General features: G+C 69.3%; 24 protein-coding genes. 8 read left to right on the forward strand and 16 right to left on the reverse strand.

The features are described 5' to 3' along the window. Positions 1-111: 111 nt before the first annotated feature. The 6 genes from EV138_RS37610 to EV138_RS09380 form a co-directional block, all read right to left on the reverse strand. The gene (locus EV138_RS37610) at positions 112-309 is read right to left on the reverse strand and encodes a ferredoxin (protein WP_133977989.1); all 198 of its coding nucleotides are present in this window, start codon (positions 307-309) and stop codon (positions 112-114) included. Further along, positions 306-1532 (reverse strand): NADH-ubiquinone oxidoreductase-F iron-sulfur binding region domain-containing protein, encoded by a 1227-nt coding sequence (locus EV138_RS09360; protein ID WP_133977990.1) that lies wholly within the window; start codon positions 1530-1532, stop codon positions 306-308. The genes EV138_RS37610 and EV138_RS09360 overlap by 4 nt, the downstream gene beginning before the upstream one ends. After that, the gene (locus EV138_RS09365) at positions 1529-2101 is read right to left on the reverse strand and encodes a ferric reductase-like transmembrane domain-containing protein (protein WP_133977991.1); all 573 of its coding nucleotides are present in this window, start codon (positions 2099-2101) and stop codon (positions 1529-1531) included. The genes EV138_RS09360 and EV138_RS09365 overlap by 4 nt, the downstream gene beginning before the upstream one ends. Further along, positions 2101-3042, reverse strand: a complete 942-nt coding sequence (locus EV138_RS09370) for an FAD:protein FMN transferase (RefSeq protein ID WP_133977992.1) — start codon at positions 3040-3042, stop codon at positions 2101-2103. The genes EV138_RS09365 and EV138_RS09370 overlap by 1 nt, the downstream gene beginning before the upstream one ends. Beyond that, complete coding sequence (locus tag EV138_RS09375) at positions 3039-3320, reverse strand: hypothetical protein (protein WP_133977993.1); 282 nt, start codon at positions 3318-3320, stop codon at positions 3039-3041. Before EV138_RS09375 ends, EV138_RS09370 begins: the two co-directional genes overlap by 4 nt. Positions 3321-3424: 104 nt before the next feature. Next, the gene (locus tag EV138_RS09380; protein ID WP_133977994.1) at positions 3425-3913 is read right to left on the reverse strand and encodes a MarR family winged helix-turn-helix transcriptional regulator; all 489 of its coding nucleotides are present in this window, start codon (positions 3911-3913) and stop codon (positions 3425-3427) included. A gap of 97 nt (positions 3914-4010) precedes the next feature. Between EV138_RS09380 and EV138_RS09385 the strand changes: the two genes are divergently transcribed. Then, positions 4011-4991, forward strand: coding sequence for an NmrA/HSCARG family protein (locus EV138_RS09385; RefSeq protein WP_133977995.1), 981 nt, complete (start codon positions 4011-4013; stop codon positions 4989-4991). Positions 4992-5096: 105 nt separating this feature from the next. Here EV138_RS09385 and EV138_RS09395 read toward each other — a convergent pair whose 3' ends face one another. The 3 genes from EV138_RS09395 to EV138_RS09405 all read right to left on the reverse strand — a co-directional run bounded on the left by EV138_RS09395 (position 5097) and on the right by EV138_RS09405 (position 8214). Further along, positions 5097-5840: a DUF4097 family beta strand repeat-containing protein gene (locus tag EV138_RS09395; protein ID WP_238158036.1), complete on the reverse strand. Its 744-nt coding sequence runs from the start codon at positions 5838-5840 to the stop codon at positions 5097-5099. Between the two features lie 257 nt (positions 5841-6097). Then, the gene (locus EV138_RS09400; RefSeq protein ID WP_133977996.1) at positions 6098-7321 is read right to left on the reverse strand and encodes an SGNH/GDSL hydrolase family protein; all 1224 of its coding nucleotides are present in this window, start codon (positions 7319-7321) and stop codon (positions 6098-6100) included. Then, on the reverse strand, positions 7318-8214 hold the full coding sequence (locus EV138_RS09405) for an alpha/beta fold hydrolase (RefSeq protein ID WP_133977997.1): 897 nt from the start codon (positions 8212-8214) through the stop codon (positions 7318-7320). Before EV138_RS09405 ends, EV138_RS09400 begins: the two co-directional genes overlap by 4 nt. 66 nt (positions 8215-8280) lie before the next feature. On the opposite strand from EV138_RS09405, the gene EV138_RS09410 reads away from it, so the two are divergent. Further along, positions 8281-8880 (forward strand): PadR family transcriptional regulator, encoded by a 600-nt coding sequence (locus EV138_RS09410; protein WP_133977998.1) that lies wholly within the window; start codon positions 8281-8283, stop codon positions 8878-8880. Positions 8881-8968: 88 nt separating this feature from the next. Here the strand turns inward: EV138_RS09410 and EV138_RS09415 are convergent, their stop codons facing one another. Both EV138_RS09415 and EV138_RS09420 read right to left on the reverse strand, forming a co-directional pair. Beyond that, entirely contained in the window at positions 8969-9646 is a 678-nt protein-coding gene (locus EV138_RS09415) for a VOC family protein (RefSeq protein WP_133977999.1), read from the reverse strand. Positions 9647-9728: 82 nt separating this feature from the next. Next, positions 9729-11093, reverse strand: a complete 1365-nt coding sequence (locus tag EV138_RS09420; protein ID WP_133978000.1) for a dihydrolipoyl dehydrogenase family protein — start codon at positions 11091-11093, stop codon at positions 9729-9731. 139 nt (positions 11094-11232) lie between these two features. On the opposite strand from EV138_RS09420, the gene EV138_RS09425 reads away from it, so the two are divergent. Then, entirely contained in the window at positions 11233-12738 is a 1506-nt protein-coding gene (locus EV138_RS09425; RefSeq protein ID WP_166678538.1) for an MFS transporter, read from the forward strand. Continuing rightward, complete coding sequence (locus tag EV138_RS09430) at positions 12735-13496, forward strand: SDR family oxidoreductase (RefSeq protein WP_133978002.1); 762 nt, start codon at positions 12735-12737, stop codon at positions 13494-13496. Before EV138_RS09425 ends, EV138_RS09430 begins: the two co-directional genes overlap by 4 nt. Here the strand turns inward: EV138_RS09430 and EV138_RS09435 are convergent. Continuing rightward, the gene (locus EV138_RS09435; protein WP_133978003.1) at positions 13493-16273 is read right to left on the reverse strand and encodes an ATP-binding protein; all 2781 of its coding nucleotides are present in this window, start codon (positions 16271-16273) and stop codon (positions 13493-13495) included. The two genes, EV138_RS09430 and EV138_RS09435, sit on opposite strands and share 4 nt — an antisense overlap. A 281-nt stretch (positions 16274-16554) precedes the next feature. Between EV138_RS09435 and EV138_RS09440 the strand changes: the two genes are divergently transcribed. After that, positions 16555-17412, forward strand: a complete 858-nt coding sequence (locus tag EV138_RS09440) for a S1 family peptidase (protein ID WP_166678539.1) — start codon at positions 16555-16557, stop codon at positions 17410-17412. 61 nt (positions 17413-17473) lie between these two features. Here the strand turns inward: EV138_RS09440 and EV138_RS09445 are convergent, their stop codons facing one another. The 3 genes from EV138_RS09445 to EV138_RS09455 are packed head-to-tail and all read right to left on the reverse strand — an operon-like array spanning position 17474 to position 20189. After that, positions 17474-18877, reverse strand: a complete 1404-nt coding sequence (locus tag EV138_RS09445) for a serine/threonine-protein kinase (protein WP_133978004.1) — start codon at positions 18875-18877, stop codon at positions 17474-17476. A 33-nt stretch (positions 18878-18910) separates the two neighbouring features. Next, on the reverse strand, positions 18911-19306 hold the full coding sequence (locus tag EV138_RS09450) for a (R)-mandelonitrile lyase (protein WP_133978005.1): 396 nt from the start codon (positions 19304-19306) through the stop codon (positions 18911-18913). A gap of 7 nt (positions 19307-19313) precedes the next feature. After that, complete coding sequence (locus EV138_RS09455; protein ID WP_133978006.1) at positions 19314-20189, reverse strand: helix-turn-helix transcriptional regulator; 876 nt, start codon at positions 20187-20189, stop codon at positions 19314-19316. A 160-nt stretch (positions 20190-20349) separates the two neighbouring features. On the opposite strand from EV138_RS09455, the gene EV138_RS09460 reads away from it, so the two are divergent. The 3 genes from EV138_RS09460 (at position 20350) to EV138_RS09470 (ending at position 23354) form a co-directional block, all read left to right on the forward strand. Beyond that, positions 20350-21369, forward strand: a complete 1020-nt coding sequence (locus EV138_RS09460; protein ID WP_133978007.1) for a zinc-dependent alcohol dehydrogenase family protein — start codon at positions 20350-20352, stop codon at positions 21367-21369. A gap of 16 nt (positions 21370-21385) precedes the next feature. After that, a complete protein-coding gene (locus EV138_RS09465; protein ID WP_238158038.1) occupies positions 21386-22606 on the forward strand; it encodes a multidrug effflux MFS transporter in 1221 nt (406 codons plus the stop codon). A 163-nt stretch (positions 22607-22769) separates the two neighbouring features. After that, positions 22770-23354, forward strand: coding sequence for a hypothetical protein (locus EV138_RS09470; protein ID WP_133978008.1), 585 nt, complete (start codon positions 22770-22772; stop codon positions 23352-23354). Between the two features lie 58 nt (positions 23355-23412). Here the strand turns inward: EV138_RS09470 and EV138_RS09475 are convergent, their stop codons facing one another. Further along, positions 23413-24297, reverse strand: a complete 885-nt coding sequence (locus EV138_RS09475) for a helix-turn-helix domain-containing protein (protein ID WP_133978009.1) — start codon at positions 24295-24297, stop codon at positions 23413-23415. Between the last annotated feature and the right edge of the window lie 56 nt (positions 24298-24353).

The following is a 24353-nucleotide window of genomic DNA, read 5'->3' on the forward strand; positions in this document are numbered from 1 at the left end:
GCTTCCTTGCGCCGGGCCGCACGCCCTTGTGCGCCCCCCTCAGAGATTAGTCCACTTCTGTCACTGGTGTGATCCCGGGACGCTCCTTTCCGGTGCCTGACAGATCACTTTTCACACGTCGCCGAGACGCAGGGCCAAGGCCGGGCAGGCGAGTACTGCGCGGCGCGCGTTCGTCATTTCACCAGCGGTGACCGGGCGCCCGCTGAGCACCGGGAAGCCCCACTCGTCGAGCACGACGTCGTCGCCCAGCAGGGTCGCGCAGAGCCCATGACCGTCGCAGCGGGTCCAGTCGATCTCCAGCTTCTTCACCACGTACCTCCAGGCACAGGTAGAACCCCCAGTACTGCGCGGCCGCACCCGCCGGCCAGGTGAGCCCGGACGTCGTCACCGAAGACCTCGAGAGCCGACGCGAGAAACCGCACTGACCCATCTGGATGCGCGCACGCGCCTCTCCCAGGGACCAGGCCGAGGTGGCGGTGGGCGTCGTGCCAGCCGGCCGGATCGCCGTACAGCAGGCGGCCGAAGTCGTCGACGAGCGCGGCCGTTCCGAACACGCAGGGCCCGCATTGGCCTGCCGACTGGCTCGCCAGCCACTGTGCGACTCGATAGACCTCACCGAGCGGACAGGTGTCCGGGCCGAGTGCTACGACGATCCCAGCACCCAGAGCGACCTCCGGGCGACTCAGCTTGATGCCGTCCGGCCTCGGCAACCACTGCCCGTGGTACCCGCCGATCAGGACCGGCCCGGTGACCGGCGCCCCGGCGTACTGGAGAACGGTCTCCAGCGGTACGCCGGTGGGCGTCTCGATGACACCTGGGCGCTGCACTGCGCCGGCGACGGTCAGCAGTTGGGTGCCCGGCTCACTGCTCAGGCCCGTGCTGCTGAACTCACGGGAGCCGAGCCTTGCCAGTACGGCGAGCTGGGCGAAGGTCTCCACGTTCGACAGGAACGTCGGGCGCTGGCGGTAGCCCTTCCTGGTCGGTAGCACCCGGCGTCCAGGCGGCACGGCCGGACCGCCTTCGAGGATGCTCAGCACCGCACGGGCCTCCCCCGCGACGAACCTGCCCGGGGTGTCGCTCACCTGGATCGGGACTGCGTCCTGCCGTTCCTCGATCGCCGCCCTGATCGAGGCAGCCGCAGTAGCGTCGTGGACGGCTACCAGCACCTCCCGGGCTTGGAGTGCTTGAGCGAGCCCCGTGGCCCCGTCCAGTACAAGGTGCGGGGCCAGTGTGAGCAGCAGGCGGTCCTTGCGGCTCAGCGGCTCGCTCTCGGAGCCGTTGACGACCACGGCCTCGATCCCCTTCGCAGGTAAGTCGGCCAGCTTGAGCGCGACCGGGAAACCCGCTCCACCTCGACCTCGGAGCCCCACTGCGGCCGCTAGCTCGCTGTAGGCCTCTCTACTGAGCTGTGGTTGCCTGCCATGTGTCCAGAGGTGGTGTCGAAGATCTGCCCGGCCCTCCTTGAGTCCCGCGAGCAGCCGTGGCTGACCGATGGACCGCAGCAGCGGTGGGTTCTCCTGCACAAGGGTCATCGGAATCTCCCTGCTCGAGCGAGACTGAGCGGCGTACTGGCTTGTACTGCGCGGCTTCGGGCGCGGACGGCCGCTGAGGCGACGACTGCGACGAGACAGCTGGTGGTGATGGCGAGCATCCACGGCGTACTGCGGTCGGTGCCTGCCAAAAGGCCGTGGCCGACCGACAGGAGCCAGCCGACGGACGCTGCGATGTGAAGGGAACGCCAGCGTTTGGTGAAGGCCTGTGAGCTTGCCAACCGTCCTCTGGCGGCACCAACCAGTGCTGCAAACACCAGGCCGTACATGGCCAGCACTCCGAGCGTCACTGCGAAGGGCCGATAGCCGGCGCCGAAGGGCCAGACCAGGACGGACGGGCTGATGGCTACGTAGCTGTCGGCGATGACAGCGGTGACGTGTGCGGCCAGCAGAAGCAGACCGGTCACAGCAGCCGAGCGGTGAACGTACTGGAGCCAGAACCGCTGCTCAGGCTTGCGGCTGCCTGCACCGATCGCTCCGAGCGAAGCAGCGATGGTGAAGAGGACCATCGCCATCACGCCGCTTGCACGAGCCAGGTACCAAAGCGTCATCAGGCGGCCCTGCTCGACGACGGCCAGCCCGCCAGCTCGGTGATCTCACCGTCGTCGGCCACCAGTCGAGCAGGGTGACCGGCCAGCGTCACCCGACCGAGAGCCGCTTCCCCGGTCGCGACCAGCGCAGTACTGAAGGTGTTCGCCCGTACGGCGGTAGGCGCCCAGACCGACGCAGTACGCCAGGGACCTTCAGCCGGTGCGCCGGTGCGAGGGTCGATCACGTGGTGCGCCTCGCCCTTGTGCGTGGCCCACCTGCGCGCAGTACGGGTCGAAGTCGTGAGGCCACCGTGGGACAAGGTCACCTTGGCGACCGGGTCACCCTCGCGCTCGGCAACACCGATCACCCACGGCTCGGCTGGCGTACCGGCGGCTCGCAGGTCACCACCGATCTCCACCAGTACTGCGCAGCCGTGGCGCCTACTGAGCACAAGAGCGGCCCTGTCGGCGGTCCACGCCTTGGCTGTGGCGCCCAGATCGAGCAGAGTGCCCTTCGGCACGCCGACCATCGCGAGCTTGCGATTGAGCTGGACGTTCTGCCAGCCGGAAGCCGGCACCGGACTCGCCGCGGCCTGCGGACGGCGATTGCGTACGGCAACGATGTCCTGGTCGTAGCCTGCGGCAACTACTGCGGCTCCGACCGTGGGATCGACCGCGCCGCCGCTGATCGACGCGGCGACCAGGCTGACGTCCACGAGGTCGACCAGCAGCCGCGACACGGGCACCATCGAGCCGGCTCGCCTGTTGACCGCGGCAAGCTCCGAGTCCGGACGGAACCTGCTGGCGGCCTTGTCGACGCGGTCCATCAACGCCTTGAGCGCACCACACGCGGCCCCCAGTACTGCGGGGTCGTCGACCGTCAGCCGCACAGTGCAGCTCCAGGCCGACCAGGTCCGCGAAACACTCATCGGGCGCGTCTCGCGCTCGCCGAGCGTGGTCATGAGCCGTTGCTCCCGCCTTGCGTCGGCGAGCCCTGGTGCGTGGAGCCGAGACCACTGCCGCTACTGCTACTGCTGCCCTGGTCGTCGGAGCTGGACTTGTTGCTGTCGGAGTCGTCGGAGCTGGCCGTAGTACCGGTGCTGCCGTCGGGTTGCTGTGTGGACAGGACGGCTACGACGAGGCCGGTACCGCCGACGCCGAGCACCGCGGTGGCTATGGCAGCGGCACCGGCCCGGCGTAACCAGCGGGACCGCTCTGGAGGGGGTTCTTGGGTGACCATGCCTGAAGCCTCGCGCCGACCGCCTCAGGCGCACGCCAAGGCAACCTCAAGCGGCGATCAAGTTCTGCTGAAACTCCCCTGAGAAGAGTTCTCAGCAAACGGTGTCAGCAGTCGGTGACGCCGGGCGGGCAGGTGGAGCGCTTGTGGCCGTCGATGGCGGCGAGCACGTCCTCGGCCGCGCCGCCGAGAGTTGTCAGCCGCTCGGCGCCGAGGACGTCGACGAACAGTTCACGGACCCGGCCGGCGTGCGCGGGCGCGCAGGCCTCGATCGCCGCCCGGCCGGCCTCGGTCAGCGCGATCTCCGGGTAGCGCGCGTCGCACGCCTCCTTGCGGATCAGGCCGCGCTTCTCCATCCGGCTGAGGTGGTGCGACATCCGGCTCTTCTCCCACTGGGTCGCCTCCCCCAGCTCGAAGGCGCGCATCCGGCCGGTCTCGGACTCCGACAGGTTGACCAGGATCTCGAAGTCCGACCCGGACAGGCCGAACTCACGCTGCAGGTGCCGCTCGAGGTGTGACTCCAGCGTCCTGCGCATCAGCAGATAGCTGCGCCAGGCCTTCTGCTCGTCGTCGTCGAGCCACGGTTCGTCCGCCACATCCCCATCGTAGCGGATGGGGTTGACACATCAACCCAGCGCGCTATGCTCGAGGTGAGTTGACACATCAACCAACCTTTTCGAGCAGGAGTTTCTGATGACTGAGAAGTTGCTCATCGCCGTAGTCGGGGCCACCGGTTCGCAGGGCGGCGGGCTGGTCCGGGCGATCCTGAACGACCCGGACGCGACGTACGCCGTACGGGCTCTGACCCGGAACGCGGAGTCGAACAGCGCCAAGGCCCTGGCCGCGGCCGGTGCCGAGGTCGTCGAGGCGGACCTCGACGACGAGACGAGCCTGCGCAAGGCGTTCGAGGGCGCGCACGGTGCCTACGTGGTGACGAACTACTGGGTGCAGCGGACGCCGGAGGAGGAAGCTGCGCGATCCCGCGGGCAGATGGAGTTGGAGCAGGCCGCGAACGCTGCCCGGGCGGCCAAGGACGCCGGTGTCGCCCACGTCGTCTGGTCCACCCTCGAGGACACCCGGCTGCACTTCGGTGACAACGAGCAGGTGCCGAGCCTGGACGACGGGCGCTACAAGGTGCCGCACTTCGACGCCAAGGGCGAGGCGAACGAGCTGTTCACGCAGTACGGCGTACCGACCACGTTCCTGCAGACCACCTTCTACTTCGAGGCGATGCTGCAAGGCATGGGTCCGGTCCGCGACGAGGGCGGCAAGCTGATCCTCACGATGCCGATGGCCGACCAGCCGTTGTCCGGCATCGCCGCCGTCGACATCGGGCGGACCGTGCTCGGGGTCTTCAAGCGCGGCAGCGAGTTCATCGGCAAGACCGTGAGCATCGCCGGCGACCACCTGACCGGCAAGGAGTACGCGGCCGCCCTGACCGAAGCCCTCGGCGAAGAGGTCACCTACCAGCCCTACACCTGGGACGAGTTCCGCGCCCTCCCCTTCCCGATGGCCGTGGAGTTCGCCAACATGTTCCAGTTCTACGCAGAGGACTCGGAGCGCTTCACCGGCGACCGCGACCTGAAGTTGGTGCGTGAGCTGAACCCAGACCTCCAGTCCTTCAAGACCTGGCTCGCAGAACACAAGGACGAGGTCAAAGCCACGATCAGCTGACTCGTAGACCTACGGCCGGCGGTTCGGCCCGTGACCCCGAACCGCCGACCGGCCGCCCCCTGGAGCGGCCGGCAGAACATCCACCTGCGGCAGCCGGTGTGTTTCTCAGAGGCTGCGGGCAACGATGTCGCCGTGCGCGGTGGTCGCCTGGATAGCCAGATCGGCAACACCGTCCGCGTTCTTCAGCGAGTTGGCGATCCGGCCGAGCGTCGTACCGGCGTCCAGCGAGGCCGAGACCCCGTGGGCGGCGTCGATCGACACGTCACCGGACTGAGTGCGCAGTACGACGGCCCCCTGGTGGGCCTCCGCGATCCGGATGTCGCCCTTGCTGGTGGTGATCTCCGCGGGCCCGTGGAGGCGGTTGACCGAGACGTCGCCGGCGACTGCGGTGAGGTGGACGCTCGCGGCCTCGTCGACCTCGATCGTGCCGTACGCACCGTTGAAGGCGACAGCGCCGAAGCGGCCCACGGCCCGGAACTCGGCGGCGGCCGCCTTTCCCTCGATCGTGGAGTCAGCGGGCAGTTGGACGCTGACGTCGATGGACCCCGAGCTGCGGAAGTACTGGTTCTTGGCCGAGGCCAAGATCCGCAGTACGCCGTCGGCGTACTCGACCGTGGTCTGCTCCGCGGCCTTCACGTCGCGGCCCTTCGAAGCGTCGGCGGGAAGGACCTCGACGGTGACGTCGTCCCGATCGGCGGCGACGAACCGGACACGACCGGCCGGGATGTCCAGTACGGCGGAGATCGGGGCGGCGGTGGCGAAGGTCTGCATGGTGTTCTCCTGAAGGTTCATCCGGGCGCCTGCGCTGATGGAGACGCCTCCGGTGGATGCGACCGGTGTGCCGGTCACGAGAACAACAATCGCCCGCCGCACTGACACCACCCGGCCAGCGGCCTGACACACCCCTGACACCACGGCAGGGCTCAGAACAGCCTGGCCGGGCATGGGCATTCACGAGCCAGTGTTCGAACACACCTCTGCGCACGGTCCGCCCGGCGCCGGACGCTCTGACCGACGCAATGAACCGGCGCCGACCCGCGCCGGGTGTGGTGGTCAGGGCGACCATCAACTGAAGTCTGCGCTGGTGGAAGGCAACCCTTGTGTGCTCAGAGGTTTGCCAGGTCGACGGCGGCTGCCATGGCGCGGTAGCCGGCGTCGTTGGGGTGGAGGCTGTCGCCGGAGTTGTAGGCGGGGTCGAGCCGCTGGGGGTCGGCCGAATCGGCGACCGCGTGGGCGAAGTCGGCCACGCCGTCGTACTGACCACAGGTGCGGATCCAGGTGTTCGCCTGCCGGCGGATCGCTTCCGCGCGTTCGAAGTCGGCGGGAGGTATGTAGTCGGCTTTGAACGGCGTGATCGTTCCGCCGATCACCCGGACGCCGCGGGCATGCGCGGCGCGGATCAGGCTGCGGTAACCACGGATGAGGTCTTCGGCTGTCACCCGTCGGGTGATGCCGCAGCCGAAGTCGCCCTCGCTGTCCCAGATGTCGTTGATGCCCTCGGCAACGATGACGGTCCGCACGCCGGGCTGGTCGAGGGCGTCCCGCCGGAACCGCGTGATTCCGGACTCGCCGAAACACGGCAGCTCGCTGAGCAGGAGGTTGCCCGAGATTCCGGCGTTCACTACCGGGCGGCCGGTCCTGATGAGACGCTCGGCCAGGGCGTCGGAGTACCGGCGGTCGGCACCGACGGTGGAGTTGTGGCCATTGGTCAGCGAGTCGCCGAACGCGACGACGGTTCCTCGGCGACCGGTCACGTCCACCCCGGCCAGGTAGAAGATCGAATGGCTGGTCGTGCCCGTGAATGCCGCTCCCGCGACGTCGGAGGAGTGGTCACCGTCGGCGAGATAGGTCGTGGTCAGACCGTCCTCGTGGAAGGTGGCGGGTCCCGTCACCTTGGCGAGATAGAGCGTGATCGTCAGCTGCTCCAACGGACCGGCGGACAGGATCGTGGGATCCGAAGCGGCCAGCCCGCCGGCCGGGATCGTGGTGGATCGCGCCCCGTGGAAAGCCAGTTCGCGCAGGCTTCCTGGCCGGACCGAAGCGCCGACGCCGGTCCTGGCGATGGTGGCGCGAGCGACCCGCAGCGGCGTGGTGCCGTACTGGTTGGACAGGCGGATTCGCCACCGGGTGCCACCGGCACTGAGGCGCACCACCTGCCGGACCGTCTGGTCGTCGAAACCCGCCGAGCTGCTGGTCGGTGGTTGCATCGCCGAAGTCCAATCGGCCGACCACGGCGGCCCTGGGTGCGGAGAGGCGGTGGCCGCGACGGGAGAGGCGGTGGCGAAGGCGCAGATCAGGGCGACTGTGGCGGCCGTCGTACGAAGGTTCACTGGGGCGCTCCGAAGAATGAGCGGATCTCGGTCGCGATCTTGGTGACCGAGGCGGCGCTGCCGGTCGAGTTGATCGGGCTGGGGTCGCTGGAGGAACCGTGGTCGAGGCCGTCGAACTCGATCCGGCGGTTGCGCGGCAGGACCTGGGCGAGGCCGGCCCGGCTGGGCTCGAGGAACGGCAGGCCTTTGCTGCCACCAAGGAGCAGTACGTCGATCCGCACCTCGCGGAACTCCTCGATCCGCCCGGCCAGCTCGACGATCAGCGCGCCCTCGTGGTGCACGGTCGGCGCAAGCTTTCGCAGCGTGATGTCGTCCGGACCGGCCTTGCGGTCCTCCTTCTGCATGGCCTTCTCGGTGACGGCGGCCAGCAGCCGGCGAGGCATCACCTTGAAGATCGCCGGCGCGAGCTCCAGGCCGTACATGCTGGTGATCATGGCCGCCGCCAGGTTGCCCTGGGCAACTTCTCTGTCGAACCGGGCCAGCCAGGCCGCGTGCGGTGCGCCGTCGGCGACCAGGGCCGGTTCGTAAACGGCGATCTTCTGCAGGCCCGGCCGCGTCCGGGCTGCCTCGAGCACGATCGCACCGCTCGCACTCACTCCGAAGGCCAGCGTGGCGCCGGCGGCCCGCAGTACGGCGTCGAGGTCCTCGACCTCGGTCCGGACGCTGTGGTCGGGGCGGTGCGGCCCGGACAGTCCGCGGCCGCGCCGATCCGGCAGGTAGACGGTGAAGTCGCCGGCCAGCGCCCGAGCCAGGAGCGTGTGGCTACGCGCCGACTCCATGCTGCCGTGCAGGAGGACGATCGCCGGGCCGTGGCCGATCTTCCAGTAGCCGATTCGGGTGCCGTCCTGCGACGTCACCGATCCCTGGGTCAGTTCTTCAAGGTCTGTCGTCATGCCGAAATAGTCACACACGATCTAGTTACATTGCAACTAGTTACCTTGACCGACTAGACTGGCGTCATGACTCAGCTCTTCCGGCGCTCGCCGCTGGCGCTCGCGATCCTCGGCCTGCTGGAGAACGGACCGATGCACCCGTACGGGATCCAGCGGCTGATCAAGCAATGGGGCAAGGACCAGGTGGTCAACGTCGGCCAGCGCACGAGCCTGTACCGGATGATCGTGAGACTGGAAGATGCGGGGCTGATCAGCGTCGGCGAAACTGCCCGCGACGAGCGGTATCCCGAGCGGACGACGTACCAGCTGACGGATGCGGGCCGGGCCGCCTCCCGGAAGTGGCTGGGGGAGATCGTCGCAACGCCGCGCAACGAGTTCCCGGAGTTCCCGGCTGCTTTGTCGTTCCTGATGCTGCTGCCGCCGGAGGAAGCACGAGGTCTCTTCGAGGAGCGACGCGACCACCTGGCCAAGCGGCTCACCGAACTCGACGCCGAACTCGCCTCGCAGTACGAAGGTGCACCGCTCCCCCGGGTCGTGCTGCTCGAGACCGAATACCTCCGAGCTGTCACCCACGCCGAAGTCAGCTGGATCGCCGGCATCCTCGACGACCTCCAGACCGGCTCCCTCACCTGGGAGCCCGCCCCCACCGCCGCGCCACCGCGATGATCGGCTGGAGAGGAACCGGTGCGGATCGCACCGGATGCCTTGCCCGGCGGCTCGCTGAATCGGCCCGAGCCGCCGGTGGCGGCGTTCTTTACTGAGGGAGTTCAGTGCCGGTGCGTTCGGCGACCATGTACGCGGCGTACCAGGCGGGCCAGTTCTCGTCGGCCTGGCCGGTGCGGGCCTCGTGCTCGCCGTGGGCGGCCGCGGCGCGCTTCAGGGCTCCCTCGAGGTCGTCGGTCGAGCTGTACGTCGTTTCCGCGGGGTCGACCCGGCCAGGGAGTCGAGTCGTGACCTCCTGCAGTAGCCAGGTATTGCCGTCGGGGTCGCTGAAGGTGGCGAAGGAGCTGTAACTGGACCGCTCGTCAGCGGGACCGGACACGCGCCCGCTGATGTCGCCGGCCTCGAACTGAGCACCCGGTGCTCCGGGGTGGAAGACCTCGCTGACGGTCGCACCGTGCTCGACCAGGTCGGCCCGCGCGGCCTCGACATCGGAGACGACCAGGTAGAGACCCTGCGCCGTACCGGGATCGGCCGACGTGATGTTGGTACCGAACTGGACCGACGCGGGCGAGCCCGGCGGCGTCAACTGCACGACGCGGAAGCCGTTGTCGAACGCGAAGTCGGCGTCGAGCCGCCAGCCGAGGCCGGTGTAGAACTCCTTCGACCGGTCGACGTCCGCGACCGGGATGACGGCGGCCTCGAACTTCAGGTCGACAGAACCCGGGGACACCGCGCCCGACTCGTCACTGCGTACTTCGGTGGTGCTCATGACTTCCTCCAGAGATGGATCTTGTTCGTTGACAACCACTCTGCCGTCGCGCGGACGGCGTGACGCCAGGGAGAATCCCTGGTCAGCTCACCGATGCACCCGTGTGTAGCTGCGCGTCCAGGTCCCGCAGTACATGGAGGAACGCCTCGGAGAACGTCGGGAACGGCTGGATCACATCGAGCAGCAGCTCTACCGGCACCTTCGCGCGGATCGCCAGGGTCGCCTGCTGGAGCCACTCGCCGGCCTCGGGACCGACCGCGTAGGCCCCGGTGACCACCGTCCCGTCCGACACGATCGTGAGGAACCCGGGCCGGGTGTCGTACGAGCGCAGGTACGTCGCTGTCCGCGCCACCCCGGACAGCTGGACGGTACTCACGAACCGCCCCTCCGCCGCGCCGACCGACGCGGCCTGCGGGTCGCAGTACACGACCCGCGGCACCGCCTCGTAGTCCGCTGTCCGCGGTCGCCCGAGGATGTTGCTCGCCGCGATCCTGCCTTGGTACTCGCCGACATGCGTGAGCTGCCAGAGCCCGGTGACGTCGCCGATCGCCCACAGGTCCGGGCCGGCCGCCAGTCTGGCGTCGACCTCGATGCCCCGTGGATTCGCGCTGATTCCGACGGTCTCCAGGCCGATCCCGTCGACGCGCGGCCGTCGGCCGGTCGCGACCAGCAGGCGGTCACCCCGTACGTCGGTTCCGTCGCTGAGGCCGACCACGTACGACGAATCCACCAGCCGTACGTTTTCCGCGCCCACACCGACCCGCACGTCCACGTTGTCCGCACTGAGCGCCGCCGCGACCGCCTCGCCCACCGCTCGCGGATCACGGGGCAGCAGATGCTCACTGCGCTCGATCAGCGTCACCGCCGCGCCCATCCGCGCCAGCGCCTGGCTCATCTCGACCCCGGTCGCCCCGCCGCCGAGCACGATCAGCCGATCGGGTACCTCGACCAGCCCGGTGACGTCACGATTGGTCCAGATCCCCGGCAGCGACTGGAGGCCGGGCACCGGTGGGATCACCGGATCCGCACCGGTCGCGATGACGATGTGGTGCGCGGTGTAGGTCCGGTCATCCACCGCGACCGTGTGCGGACCCGCCAGCCGGCCGTGGCCACGCAGTACCTCGAGACCGGCGCTCTTCGCCCACGAGACCTGACTCGAGTCGTCGTAGCCGGAGACCATGAAGTCGCGCCAGCTCATGACGCCGTGGGGATCGAGGGTGCCGGTCACGGCCTCGCGCGCACCGGGAGCGTCGAGTGCGGCGGCCAGTGCCTCGCCGGGACGGAGCAGCGTCTTCGACGGGATGCAGGCCCAGTACGAACACTCGCCGCCGAGAAGCTCGCGTTCGACGACGGCGACGCGCGCGCCGCCCTTGGCCAGCGCGGCGGCACAGTGCTCTCCGGGCGCACCTGCTCCGAGCACGATGACGTCGTACTCCGTCCTGTCCATCGGGCGCTCCCCTCGAAGAGAATCAACACCGCGAGTCTGGCCCGCCGGCGCCCCGATTGAGCCCGGGACAATCCCTGGTCCGCGTGACCAGGGACTTTCCCGGGGGCGGATCCGGGACAGTTCGCCGGACCCTGGCAGCATGACTGCGAAACAGGTGCGGACCACGTCGTACGACCTGGCCGGACCGGTCGAGTTGCGGAGCAGAGCCGGTGGCGCTCTGATCGCGGCGACGGTGCTCGCGTCGATGGTCGGCTTCATCGACGCCTACATGGTCAACGTCGCCGTACCGGCGATCAGCCACGACCTGCACGCCGGTGTGAGCGAGCTGCAGTGGGTGCTGACCGGCTATCTGATCACCGTCGCGGCTCTGCTGCTGCTCGCCGGAGCGCTGGCCGACCATTTCGGCTGGCGGCGCATCCTGGTTGCCGGGCTCCTGGTCATGCTCGTCGCCTCTTTGGGCTGCGCCGCCGCGCCGAATGTCGGCACCCTGATCGCGGCGCGCATGGTCCAGGGCGCCGGCGGAGCGCTGGTCGTGCCGAGCAGTCTGGCTTTGCTCAACGGGACATTGCTGCCGGTGGACCGCGCCCGCGGGATCGGCGTCTGGGCAGGCGTGTCGACCCTTGGTACGACGCTTGGTCCGTACGCCGGCGGGTGGCTCGTCGACCACGGCTCCTGGCGGTACGTGTTCCTGCTGAACTTTCCGCTGATCATTGCCGCGGTCTGGATTCTGCGCTCTGTGCCCGAGGCCGACCGTGCGCGACGGCCGCTGTCTGTCGACCTCGTTGGCTCGGTGCTGGCCGTGCTCGGACTGGGCGGACTGATCTACGCGCTGACCGAAGGACCGTCCTCCGGCTGGGGAAGCGCGCAGGTTCTGCTCTCTGCGGCTGTCGGTGTGGGCTGTCTGGCAGTACTGGTTCCCGTGGAGCAGCGTCGGTCCGCGCCGATGCTGCGGACGGCCCTGTTCCGGATCCGGCAGTTCGTCGCGATCAACGCGGCGACGCTCCTCTTCTACGGCGCACTGTCGGCAGCCGGCTACCTGGTCGTACTGCAATGTCAGCTGCAGCTGGGCTACAGCGCCACCGCGGCGGGCGCGGCCCTGATTCCGGAGTCGGCCGTCTTCCTGATCGTCTCGCCGCTGGTCGGCGGCCTGGTGGCACGGGTCGGCACCCGCTGGCCGATGACCATCGGCATCCTGATCGTGGCCGGTGGTTTCGCATGGCTGTCCGCGGCGCAGCCCGGCGACAGTTACGTCCGGGCGATCCTCCCCGGCGCGGTGCTCTGGGGTCTCGGCATCGGACTGACCGTCGCGCCGCTCACAGCGGGCGTCCTCGCAGCCGTCGACGACGCAGACCTCGGTGAGGCATCGGCGATCAACGACGCCGCGTCGCGCATCGGCGGAGTGGTGCTGATCGCGCTCGTCCCCGCTCTGCTCGGCGTAGGCAGTTCGGACGACCTAGCCCAGCCACTCGCGAACAGGTACCGGACGGCGATGCTGGTGATGGCAGCGGTGAGCGTCGTATCGGCCGTGATCACGATGCTGTTCGTAGCGCGCGGTCGCCCACCGAGGACGCGGGTGCCGGCGACCCCACGCGTGCACGGCTGCGCAGTACCGGTATCACCCGCAACCAACAGGAGAGCAGCATGACCGAATCAACCACTCTGACCACGGCGCGATCGGACGGCAGCCTGACCGGGCAGGTCGTCGTCGTGCTCGGCGGTAGCTCAGGGATCGGGCTGGAGACCGCCCGGCAGGCCGGAGCGGCCGGCGCTCGGATCGTCATCACCGGGCGCGATCGCGAAAAGCTCGACGCGGCCGCTGGGGAGGTCGGGGCGGAGACCGTGGCCACAGTGGACCTCGGCGATTCCGCCGGCGTCGAAGGGTTCTTCGCCGGCCTGCCCGAGCAGATCGATCATGTACTGGTGAGTGGCGGCGGACCGTTCTACGCGCCGATCACCGAGCTGGACTTCGACGAGGCGCGAGATTTCGTGGACGAGCATCTGGTCGGGTCGCTCCGGATCGCCCGGCTGTGCATCGGGCGGGTCCGCCCGGGCGGCTCGCTGACCTTCATCGGCGGTACCGGTGCTCGGCGTCCCGGAGTCGGACTGAGCATTGCCGCGATCGCTACGGCCGGGCTGTCCGCGATCGCCGCGAATGCCGCGCTCGAACTCGCCCCGGTCCGGGTCAACGCCGTTGCGGCCGGGTTCGTCGACACGCCGCTGTCCGCGCGTTTGCTGGGTGATCAGCTCGAGGAACGCCGCGCCGGGCTTCGGGCCACGCTGCCGATCCGGCGGGTGGTCGGCCCGGAGGATGTGGCCGCGCTCGTCGTCCACTTGATGACCAACGGTGCTCTGACAGGCGCGACGTACGACGTGGACGGCGGTCAGCAACTGCTGCCGGGCTAGCTCCTTGCGGCCTCGGCTTCGGGCAGCGCGTCCCGCAGTTGCCGGCGTGAGCTGATGGACAACTTGTCGAAGATCTTTCGCAGATGCCATTCCACTGTGCGGGGGCTGAGGAACAGCCGCGCGCCCACCTCGGGGTTGGAGAGGCCGTCCCGGACCAGGACGGCGATCTGGCGTTCCTGAGGTGTCAGTACCTCGCCCGCGGACGAGGAGGCGGTTCGCCTGCGGATGGTCTCTCCGGTCGCCTGCAACTCTCGCCGGGCGCGCTCGGCGAACGCCTCCATGCCGATCGAGGTGAACACGTCGTACGCAGTACGCAGTTGGGTCCGGGCGTCACGCCTGCGGCTCTCCCGGCGAAGCCATTCGCCGTACAGCAGATGGGCGCGCGCCAGGTCCGGGCGCAACCGGGTGCCCGTGAGCAACTCGATCGCTTCGCGATAGGCACATTCGGCGTCGGCATCGCGCTGCACGAGCGCCCGCGCCCGCGCCTCGAGGCCGAGGCCCCAGCGCTCGTCGGTGACCGCGGTCGTTTCCCGAAGGCGCGCCCACGCGGCGGTGGCCTCGCGATGCCGTCCGCTCCGCACTGCGGCCTCGACCTGTTCGCTCAACGCCCACGAGGACACGAAGAGCTCCGGCGTGTCGTCAGCAGCCAAAGTTGCCCAGAGCAACGCTTCGTCGTGACGCCCCAACGCGTTCAGGATCACCGACTTCGTCCAGCGCGCGTACTGCGCCGCCGTGCCCTGCCCTTCGGCCGTCGCTCTCGCGATCGTGTCCTCGATCAACCCGAAGGCCTCGTCGGGCCGTCCGCGGAGTGCGGACAGCACCAGTGCGCCGTACTGCAGGACGTGCGTGCCGGTGGCTTCCCGTACTGCGTCGGCCTCGGCTCGCAGCGCCACCGCCTCGGCGAAGTCTCCCGCCATGGCGACCACCTGGCCGAGGACGTTCACCCCCACGGCGAGTACGGCGAGCGCGCCGGCGCCGCGAGCCGTCTCCACCTGCCGGGTGGCGGTGGTCAGACAGGATTCGAAGTCCCACGCCGTGGCGGCCGCGGCGGTAGCGAGCCAGCCCCAGCGCAGTACCTCCTCGGCGGTGACTTCCGGTCCGCCGAACGCTGTCGCGGCTTGTTTGAGCAACGGGACCGCTGCATCCCGTCCTTCGGCGAAGACGAGTGCCAGTCCGTCGAGGAGTACGTCGGAACTTCGGGGCGCCGCGTCCGGTCGCGGTGCCGTCGTGGCCGCCAGCGAAACCTCGCGGAGCCCGACCGTTCCACCAAGGCGTCCCGCGAAGAGAGCGGCGCTCCAGGCATCGAGGTAGGTGTCCCTGGCGAGTCGCGCGTCGAGCGATTCGAAGGTCTGCGCCGCACGTAACAACAGACCGGGCGCTTCGCGGCCGCGCTGCTGTGCGAACGCGGCCTCCGCGCGGAGCAGATCGACCTGGGCATGCCCGAGGTCGTCCAACGGCCCCGCCTCGGCCGTCGCGAGCAGCGACCAGGCGGTCCGGAAGGCGCCTGCCTGGAGGCTGGCGTGCGCTCCGGCCAAGGCTCGGCCGCTCCGTCGAGCCGGGTCGTCGGTCAGGGAGACCGCGCGCTGCCAGAAGGCCGCGGCCGCTGCGAAACCGCCCCTGGCCTGGGCACGGTCCGCCGACCGCTCGAGCTCGACGGCTACCTCCTCGTCCGGCCCATCCGCGGCGGCGGCGAGATGCCATGCGCGCCGGTCGGGGTCGGAAGTGGAATCCGTCGCTTCGGCCAGCGCCAGGTGTACTGCGCGCCGCTCCGCCGCGGAAGCCGATCCGTACAAGGCCGACCGGACGAGCGGGTGCCGGAAGGTGACGCGCTGCCCCAGACTCAGCAGCCCGTCGATCTCCGCGAACGCCGCCGCGATCCCGAGCTGGTCGGCCGCACGCCGTACCAGCACCGGATCGCCGACCGGCTCGGCCGCCGCGACGAGCAGCAGCTGCCTGGTCGGAGCCGGCAACGCGTCGGCCTGGCGCAGGAAGCTCTGCTCGATCCGTCCGGACAGGGCCTGGCCACCGTGCAGACCGAACCCGCCGGCGAGCTGGGTGGCGGTGAGGCCGCGGGGAAGCTCCAGCAGGGCCAGCGGATTCCCGCGGGTCTCGGCGACCAGCCGTTCGCGGATCGGCTCGTCGAGCAGGAACTCGACCGCCGATCCGAGCAGGGCACGCGCCTCGTCGTCCAGCAACCCGCCGACCTCGAGCTCGGGCAGTCCTTTCAGCTCGATGCCGACCTCGCGGGCACCGAACAGCAGACCGACCGCGTCGGCACCGAGCCTGCGGGCGACGAAGCCCAGGGTCTGAGCGGTCGCGGTGTCCAGCCACTGTGCGTCGTCGACCACCACGAGCGCCGGCTCCTTCTCGGCGAAGTCCGAGATCAGGCTGAGCACGGCGAGGCCGACCATGAAGCGATCGGGAGCCGGACCGGGCGCGAGCCCGAAGACCGTCGCGAGCGCCCGGCGTTGCGGCTCCGGAATCTTGTCCATCCGATCCAGCAGCGGCACGCACAACTGGTGCAGGGCTGCGAACGCCAGCTCCATCTCGGACTCGACGCCGACCGCGCGCAGGGTGCGCAGCTCCGATCCGGACTCGGTCGCGTAGTCCAGCAGCGCGCTCTTCCCGACTCCTGCCTCGCCGCGGACGACCAGCACACGGCTGGCGCCGCCGCGGACGGCGGCCAGTAGGGCATCGAGGACCGCGCATTCCGATCGGCGGCCGAGCAGCCGCGTCCGTGCCGCCGTCCGCTCGCGGAACCCGTCTCTATCCGCCACCGTCCGCCTCTCCCAGCGGTCACTACCGCGTGCAGTCCGGTCGAACCACCCCTCCAGTCGATCTGCCTCAGCCTAGAACGGCCCCCGCCCTTTGACCACCGACCCGACCGGTGGCCCGACCGACCCTGATCGACACGACGGGCCGCTGCGCGGTTGCCTATGGCACCGGACAGGCAAATACTCCGAAATGTCAGGCAGTGGTGGAACGGCTACCTGCCGCCGCCGGCCTGATGGTTCGAGGGACCCCGTCCACAGGTCCCGTTCACTCCTCGGGAGGAACAGTGAGGATCGAACGCACGTCAATTTCCGGCCGCCTGCGTCGGAGCGCCCAACTCTTGGCCGCGGTCAGCGCGATCGCGGCGTCCCTGTACGCCGTACCGGCAGCCGGAGCCGCTCCTTCGGCGGCCGCTCGGCTGTCCGCCGCCAATGCCGCGGTGGATCGCTCAGGGGTCAAGGGCATCGCGTGGTACACCGATGCCGCCTCCGGCAAGGTGGTCGTCACCGCGGACAGCACGGTGTCCGCGGCGCAGGTCGCCGCGCTGAAACACGATGCGGTCCAGGTCAATCGCACCAGCGGGGTCTTCACGCCACTGCTGTCGGCGGGTGACGCGATCTACGGCGGGCAGTACCGCTGTTCCCTCGGCTTCAACGTGGTGAAGGGCGGCACGTACTACTTCCTCACCGCAGGCCACTGCGGGAAGGTGGCGACGACCTGGTACACCAACTCCAGCCACTCCACGCTGATCGGCCCGACCATCGGCTACAGCTTCCCTGGCAACGACTACGCGCTGGTCCGGTACGACAACGCGTCGCTGAGCCACCCGGGTGGATTCACCGCTGCCAACGCGTTCGTCGGCGAGACCGTCACCCGTAAGGGCTCGACCACCGGCGTCCACAGCGGCAAGGTGACCGCACTCAACGTCACCGTGCGGTACTCCGGCTCAGGCGGCGGCAGGGTCGGCGGCCTGATTCAGACGACCGTCTGCGCGGAGCCCGGCGACTCCGGTGGTCCCCTGTACGACGGTACGAAGGCGCTCGGCATCACCTCCGGCGGCAGTGGCGACTGCACCAGCGGCGGTACGACGTTCTTCCAGCCCGTGACCGAAGCCGCGAGCGTGTACGGCGTCACCGTCTACTGATCCGACTCGCCCTACTGATCCGACTCGCCGGCGGCCCGGGCGCACCCGGGCCGCCGGCGCTCTAGGACTTCGGGTTCGGTGTCCCGGCGTTCTGGGTGCCCGGGGTCGGTGTTCCGGCCGGCGGCGTGGCGGTGGGATCGGGCGTGCTCGACTCGGAGGTCGTGGGCGAGGGCGTGCTCTTGGTCGGCGTACTCGCGGTGGGGCTGTCGGAGGGCTTGCTCGGCGACGGTGTGTTCGGCGACTGCGTGTTGGTCGACGGCGTCGGACTTTGCGAGGTGGGCGAGCCCGTCGGGGAGGTGCTCGGCGACGGCTGCGTCGAGGTGCTCTGGGTGGGCTGGTTCGCCCCACCGGACTGGGTCGGGCCGGAGGTCGGCTCGTCGGTCGACTTGGCCCCCGGCGTACCGGAAGTGACGCTCGGCTTGGGGCCTACGTCGGTTGTCGCGGGCAGGTTCGGGCCGTTGTTGTTGAGCAGGATCGCGGTCACTGCCGCGGCCACGGCGACGGCGGCGATCGCACCAGCCATCAGTACCTGACGACGGTCCCGTCGAGGTGGGGCTGCGACGACCGGAACCGCTGCAGGCGTGATGGGCGCGGTCTGGTCGACAACGGCTCCACCGACGAGCGGAGCAGCGGGCACCAGGGGCGCGGTGCTGACCTCGCCTAGTGGTGCGCGCAGAGCGCCGCCGGCGATGTCGGCCGCGGTCGGGCGTTCTGTGGGGTCCTTGGCCAGCATCTGGAGCAGGACGGCCTCGAAGCTGCCGGCGAGCTCGGGACGGATCGTGCTCGGCGGCGTCGGCGGGGTGTCGACGTGCTGGTAGAGAATCGCCGTCGGGTGTTCGCCGGTGAACGGCGGTTGGCCGGTGACGAGCTCATAGAGCACGCAGCCCAGCGAGTACACGTCCGAGGCCTTGACCGCCCGGCCGCCCTGCGCCCGTTCCGGCGCGAGGTAGCGAGTGCTGCCGATGATCTGGCCGGTGCCGGTCAGCGTGGTCGCGCCGTCACCCGGCAGGTGGGCGATCCCGAAGTCGGCGACCTTCACGGTGCCGGTCGGCGTCAGCAGGAGGTTGCCGGGTTTCACATCCCGGTGGACGACGTCCAGCTCGTGCGCCGCGGCGAGACCCGCGGCGCTCTGCTCGACGATGTCGATCGCCCGGTCCTTCGGCAGCGGGCCGTGCTCGGCCAGCTCGGCAGCGACCGTGCTTCCTTCGACCAGTTCCATCACGAGGAAGGACTGATCGCCGTGCCGGCCGAAGTCGTAGACCGCGACCAGATGCGGATCGCTCAGCCTGGCGGCGGCCCGCGCCTCGCGGCGGAACCGCTCGGCCGAGGTGAGATCACCGGCGGTCGGCAACATCAACTTCAGCGCGACCGGACGCTGCAGTTGCTCGTCCACGGCATGGAAGACCTCTCCCATCCCACCGCGCCCCAACGAGCGACCGACCTTGTACCTCTCAGCTACCAGCACTCAGACAGCTGTACCCCACGGCCACTACCCCAATCAAGCCAGGTACTCCTCGTCGGTCACGGGGTCCAACCAGTGGACGAGTTCGTGGTCGTCATCGGCCTCGTTGATCGCCAGGTGAACCATCAGCCGATCAGGCGCGGCCCCGTGCCAGTGCTCCTCATCGGCTTCGAAGAGAACCCGGTCGCCGGGACGGATGACCTCGACGGGACCGCCCCGGCGCTGGCACAACCCGACGCCTTCGGTGACGAAAACGGTCTGGCTCAGCGGATGGCGGTGCCAATGGGTCCGGGCGCCCGGCATGAAGTGCACCAGGTTGGCCGCGATCCGCGACGGCGCCGGGGCCGCCGCGACGGCGTCGATGTAGACGTCGCCGGTGAACCAGTCGGCCGGGCCCTTGACGGTGTTGATGGAGCTGCGGGTGATCTGCATAGGTCCTCTAACTGTTGGTTGTCGGGGTTTCGACCGGTGCTGTCCAGGAAGCCAGCAGCTGGAGTCGTTCGGCCGACGGCGAGCCGGGTTCTGCGGTGTAGACGAGGAGGACCAGCCCGGGTTCGGCGGTGATCGCGAGCTCTTCGTACGCGAGTGTCAGTTCGCCGACGACGGGGTGGTTGAACCGCTTGGTGCCGGTGCCATGGGTCCGGACGTTGTGGTCGGCCCACAGCCGCCGGAAGACCTCGCTGCGGGTGGAGAGTTCACCGACGAGGTCTTGCAGGCCGCGGTCGTGCGGGTCGCGGCCGGCCTCGGCGCGCATGATGCCGACACACATCTGAGCGAACAGGTCCCAGTCGGGGTAGAAGTCCCGCGAGACGGGGTCGAGGAACTGGAACCTGGCCAGGTTCGGCGTACGGCCGCTGTCGCCGATGACCGGTGAGTAGAAGGCGCGGCCCAGCGCGTTCGTGGCGAGCAGGTTCTGATGTGAGTCGCGCACGAAGGCGACGCCGTCCTTGATCGCGTCCAGCGCCCACTGCAGGCTGAGTCGCGAAGCGGCCTTGCCCGCCGTACGCCGGCGCGAGCGGCCCGATGTCGGGATGCCGTCGGCGGCCCGGGCGAGATCGAAGAGATGGGCTCGTTCGGTGTCGTCGAGTTGCAGCGCTCGCGCGAGCGCTTCGAGCACGCTGCTGGAGGCACCGGCGATCTGGCCCCGCTCGAGCCTGGCGTAGTACTCGACGCTGAGTCCGGCGATGGTCGCCACCTCGCTGCGCCTCAGTCCTGGGACTCGACGGGCGCCGGTGGTGGGGAGCCCTGCCTGGTCCGGAGTGATGCGGGCGCGGCGAGTTGTGAGGAACTCGCGTACCTCCTGACGGTTGTCCACGACTACGACAGTAGACCGCCAGGAACGGGTGACAGAGCAACAAAGGGTGCCCTGTCAGTACACCCATCGACAGTGACTTCTCCGGCGCCGCGGCACCGCGTTGACTCGTCAAGTGGCTCAGTTGCTGAGGTCACACAGTCGATCCGAGGAGGAGCGCGCGATGCGCCAGGTAGTGATGCACGGACCCGGGAACGTCCGGGTGGAGGACCGCGAGGACCCGAAGATCATCGAACCGACCGACGCGATCATCCGGCTGTCCGCGACCTGCATCTGCGGCAGCGACCTGTGGCCGTACCGGGGCGCCGAGCCCGTCGATCACCAGGTGATGGGTCACGAGTACGTCGGCGTGGTCGAGGAGATCGGGTCGGACGTCCGCACCGTGAAGGTCGGCGATTTCGTCGTCGGCTCGTTCTGGGCCTCGGACAACACCTGCGAGATCTGCCAGGCCGGCTACCAGGCGTACTGCGTGCACCGGGTCCTGATGGGCACGCTCGGCACCCAGTCGGAGCTCGCGCGCATCCCGCTCGCCGACGGCACTCTGGTCGCCACTCCCGGGATGCCTGATCCCGAGCTGATCCCGTCGCTGATGGCTGCCTCGGATGTACTGGGTACGGGATGGTTCGCAGCCGTCGCGGCCGAGGCCGGTCCGGGCAAGACGGTTGCTGTCGTGGGTGACGGCGCCGTCGGGCTGCTGGGGATCCTGGCCGCCAGGCAACTCGGTGCCGAGCGGATCATCGCCTTCAGCCGGCACGCCGATCGGCAGGCGCTGGCCAAGGAGTTCGGCGCCACCGACATCGTGGAAGAGCGCGGTGACGAAGGGGTGGCCCGGGTGAAGGAACTCACCGGCGGCCTCGGAGCTCACTCGGTGATCGAGGCGGTCGGTACTCAGGAAGCCATGATGCAAGCGATTCGCTCGACCAGGCCCGGTGGCCATGTCGGGTTCGTGGGTGTCTCGCACGACGTCGCGATTCCCGGCGACGAGCTGTTCATGGCCGGCGTCCACATCCACGGCGGGCCGGCTCCGGTACGGCAGTACCTGCCCGAACTCGTGCAGCTGATCTGGGATCGCAAGATCGACCCCGGCAAGGTCTTCGACCTCACACTGCCCCTGGACCGGGCGGCCGAGGGCTACCAGGCCATGGACGAACGCACCGCCATCAAGGTCCTGCTCACCGTCTGAGCGAGAGGTGTCAACCTTGTCCACGCTGATGGTTCCGACGTCCCGCCCGCGGCTGGGCGTTGGGGTGGTGGCGTCTGTGGTGTTCCTGACCGCGATCGCTCCGCTGGCAACGGACATGTACGTCCCTGCGTTTCCGCAGGTAGCCCGTGAGCTGTCGACCTCTGCGACGCAGGTGCAGCTCACGTTGACGACCTTCTTCGTCGGGATGGCGCTCGGCCAACTGGTCGGCGGGCCGGTGTCGGACCAGCGCGGCCGACGCCTTCCGTTGCTGGCGGCGCTGCTGGTCGTGGCCGCGGCGTCGATCGTCTGCGCGCTCGCCCCGACGATCGCGGTGATGACCGTGGCCCGCCTCGTCCAGGGCTTCGCCGGTGGCTGGGCGATGGTGATCGGACGGGCGATCATCGTCGACCTGGCCAGCGGCGCCCGGCTGGTCCGGGTCCTGAACGTCATCGCCGCGGTCGGCGGCATCGCTCCGATCGCCGGCCCACTGATCGGCGGACTGATCCTGCAGTTGTCCGGGTGGCGGGTCTCGTTCTGGCTCGTCGCCGCACTGGGACTCGCGATGACCTTGGCCGTCGCGGTGACCGTGCCCGAATCACTCCCGCGCGACAGCCGCCACCCAGGCGGCCTGCGAACCTTCCTCACGGCCGGGCGGGGCGTGCTCGCCAACCGTGAGTACGTCGGCTATCTGCTCGTCGCGGGTGCCGCCATGGGCGCCCTGTTCGCGTACGTCGCCACCTCCGCCTTCGTTCTACAAACCATGAACGGACTCTCACCGATCGCGTACTCCGTCGACTTCGCAGTCAACGCCGCCGGTATGACGATGGCCGCCCTCGTCGCCGCCCGCCTCGCCGGACGCGTCTCCACTCGCAAGGTCATCCTGGCCGGCCAGCTCGCCGCTCTCTCAGCAGGCGCCGCCCTGCTGATCGGAGCCCTGTGGTTCGACACTCCACTGAGCTTGGCGATCGGCTGCTTCTTCGTACTGATGACGGCCCAGGGCCTGATCATTCCCAACGGCGGCGCGCTCGCGTCGACCGCCGTACCCGATCACCCTGGTACCGGTTCGGCAGTGCAGGGCTTCGTCCAATGGGTCGCCGCCGGCACGATCGCGCCGATCGCAGGCCTCGGAGGCGCGGCAACAGCTGTACCGATGGCTCTCCTGATCACCATCGGCGCCACAGCCTCCCTGCTCGGCCTACTCATCGCCAGCCGCAACAAGCGGCTCCCTGCACGTTGATCGCCGGGTGGATCGAGGCGAGCCCGCCGGGACTATTGGGGGCTTTCTGCCTTCGGGTCAGGGTCGTTCGGTCCATAGCCGCCAGGGGTGTCGCGGCCGAAGACTCTGAGCAACATCGTTCAACACTCTGCCGCCGCTTCTGGCGGCGCGAAAGGAACCGATCATGCGCCGCAAGACGTTCGACGCGCTGCTCACCTCCGCCGGTCTCGTCCTCGCGATCGTGCTGGTCGCGGCGGGCGGTCTGTTGCTGTGGGCCCACAACTTCGTCGACAACCAGGTCCACAGCCAGCTCGCCGCCCAGAAGATCTTCTTCCCCAAGGCGGGCAGTGAGTCCCTCGAGGACCCGGCGGTCAAGCCGTACCTGTCCCAGTACGCCGGCCAGCAACTGGTGACCGGCGCGCAGGCCGAGGCCTACGCCAACCACTTCATCGCCGTGCACATCCAGGAGATGGCCGGCGGCAAGACGTACTCGCAGCTGTCCCAGGAGTCGCAGGCCAACCCCACCGACACCAAGCTGGCCGGACAGGTCCAGACGGTCTTCCGTGGTGAGACACTCCGCGGCCTCCTGCTCAACGCCTACGCGTTCGGCAAGATGGGCCAGATCGCCCTGATCGCAGCGATCACAGCGTTCGCCGCCGCCGGGCTCCTGCTGGTCATGTCCGCACTCGGCTACGCCCACCTGCGCCGCGTTCCGGTCGAGGCCGAGGTCATGCCGAAGCTGACCGGCGCGGTCCCGCACACCGCCTGATCCCGCACCGACGCGATCGTCGGCCCGTCCCAGGGCCGGCGATCTCGTCTATCCGGCTCTATCCGGCCGAACGTCCGGCGCGGGTCCGGCTCCGGAAGGCGCCCGGTGTCAGCCGGGTCTGGCGACGGAAGTACGACGAGAAGTTCGACGCGTCGTCGAAGCCGAGGTCCTTGGCGATCTCGGCGACGGCGGCGTCACCGTGGGCGAGCCGGCGCTTGGCTTCGAGGACGATGCGTTCGTCGATCAACTCCTTGGCGGACAGGCCGGTGTACTGCCGGGCGAGCCGGTTGAGGGTCCGGGCGGAGTACCCCAGCCGGTCGGCGTACTCGCTGACCTTGTGCCACTGCTGGAAGTGCTCTTCGAGATGGTCGCGGAACCAGCCGTAGGCCTCGTGGGTCAGCCGCATCGCCGGCCCGCCACCGGGCGGTTCGATCAGAGCCAACTGAACAAGGAGCGCGGCGAGGCTGTGCGCCAGGGCAGCCTGGCGCAGGTCGCTCCGCTCGGTCGCGCGCCGGCCGGCGCTGATGGTGAGCAGTTCGAGTGCTTGCGCGACCGGCGAGCCGTCCAGCTCCGAAGCGGGCCAATGACTTCGCGGGCGGACCAGATACGACCGGATGAGGTTGCTGGTGTGGTCGTCGACCGTATGCGGGCCGAACAGCACGACGGCTCCCTCGATGTCGTCGATCGCACCCCACTGATGGACCTGGCCGGCTCGGATCCACAGGATGTCTCCCGGCCGCAACGAGTAGTCGGTGAAGTCGACGGTGTGTACTGCGGCCCCGCGCTCGAGGTGGGCGAGCAGATCGAAGTCGAGTCGCTGCGGGGTGAGGAATTCGGCCGGGCCGCCGCGGTCACGGATGCCCTTCAGCGTGTTCACCTCGATGTCGCCGACGCCCTGGGCCGGCGGCTGGAAGCGGACGCGCCGAATCGCCGATTGTCCCATTTTTACCATCCGCCTACCCGTCCCGACCGTGAGAATCGGCTCCAGCAGCCCTAGCG

The sequence above is a fragment of the Kribbella voronezhensis genome (assembly GCF_004365175.1).
GTDB lineage: Bacteria > Actinomycetota > Actinomycetes > Propionibacteriales > Kribbellaceae > Kribbella > Kribbella voronezhensis.

Excerpts from the sequence above, each read along its gene's own strand:
- EV138_RS09360 (WP_133977990.1), bottom strand. The coding sequence starts at position 1,532 with ATGACCCTTGTGCAGGAGAACCCACCGCTGCTGCGGTCCATCGGTCAG.
- EV138_RS09365 (WP_133977991.1), bottom strand. The coding sequence starts at position 2,101 with ATGACGCTTTGGTACCTGGCTCGTGCAAGCGGCGTGATGGCGATGGTC.
- EV138_RS09370 (WP_133977992.1), bottom strand. The coding sequence starts at position 3,042 with ATGACCACGCTCGGCGAGCGCGAGACGCGCCCGATGAGTGTTTCGCGG.
- EV138_RS09375 (WP_133977993.1), bottom strand. The coding sequence starts at position 3,320 with ATGGTCACCCAAGAACCCCCTCCAGAGCGGTCCCGCTGGTTACGCCGG.
- EV138_RS09385 (WP_133977995.1), top strand. The coding sequence starts at position 4,011 with ATGACTGAGAAGTTGCTCATCGCCGTAGTCGGGGCCACCGGTTCGCAG.
- EV138_RS09405 (WP_133977997.1), bottom strand. The coding sequence starts at position 8,214 with ATGACGACAGACCTTGAAGAACTGACCCAGGGATCGGTGACGTCGCAG.
- EV138_RS09410 (WP_133977998.1), top strand. The coding sequence starts at position 8,281 with ATGACTCAGCTCTTCCGGCGCTCGCCGCTGGCGCTCGCGATCCTCGGC.
- EV138_RS09415 (WP_133977999.1), bottom strand. The coding sequence starts at position 9,646 with ATGAGCACCACCGAAGTACGCAGTGACGAGTCGGGCGCGGTGTCCCCG.
- EV138_RS09420 (WP_133978000.1), bottom strand. The coding sequence starts at position 11,093 with ATGGACAGGACGGAGTACGACGTCATCGTGCTCGGAGCAGGTGCGCCC.
- EV138_RS09425 (WP_166678538.1), top strand. The coding sequence starts at position 11,233 with ATGACTGCGAAACAGGTGCGGACCACGTCGTACGACCTGGCCGGACCG.
- EV138_RS09430 (WP_133978002.1), top strand. The coding sequence starts at position 12,735 with ATGACCGAATCAACCACTCTGACCACGGCGCGATCGGACGGCAGCCTG.
- EV138_RS09450 (WP_133978005.1), bottom strand. The coding sequence starts at position 19,306 with ATGCAGATCACCCGCAGCTCCATCAACACCGTCAAGGGCCCGGCCGAC.
- EV138_RS09460 (WP_133978007.1), top strand. The coding sequence starts at position 20,350 with ATGCGCCAGGTAGTGATGCACGGACCCGGGAACGTCCGGGTGGAGGAC.
- EV138_RS09470 (WP_133978008.1), top strand. The coding sequence starts at position 22,770 with ATGCGCCGCAAGACGTTCGACGCGCTGCTCACCTCCGCCGGTCTCGTC.
- EV138_RS09475 (WP_133978009.1), bottom strand. The coding sequence starts at position 24,297 with ATGGGACAATCGGCGATTCGGCGCGTCCGCTTCCAGCCGCCGGCCCAG.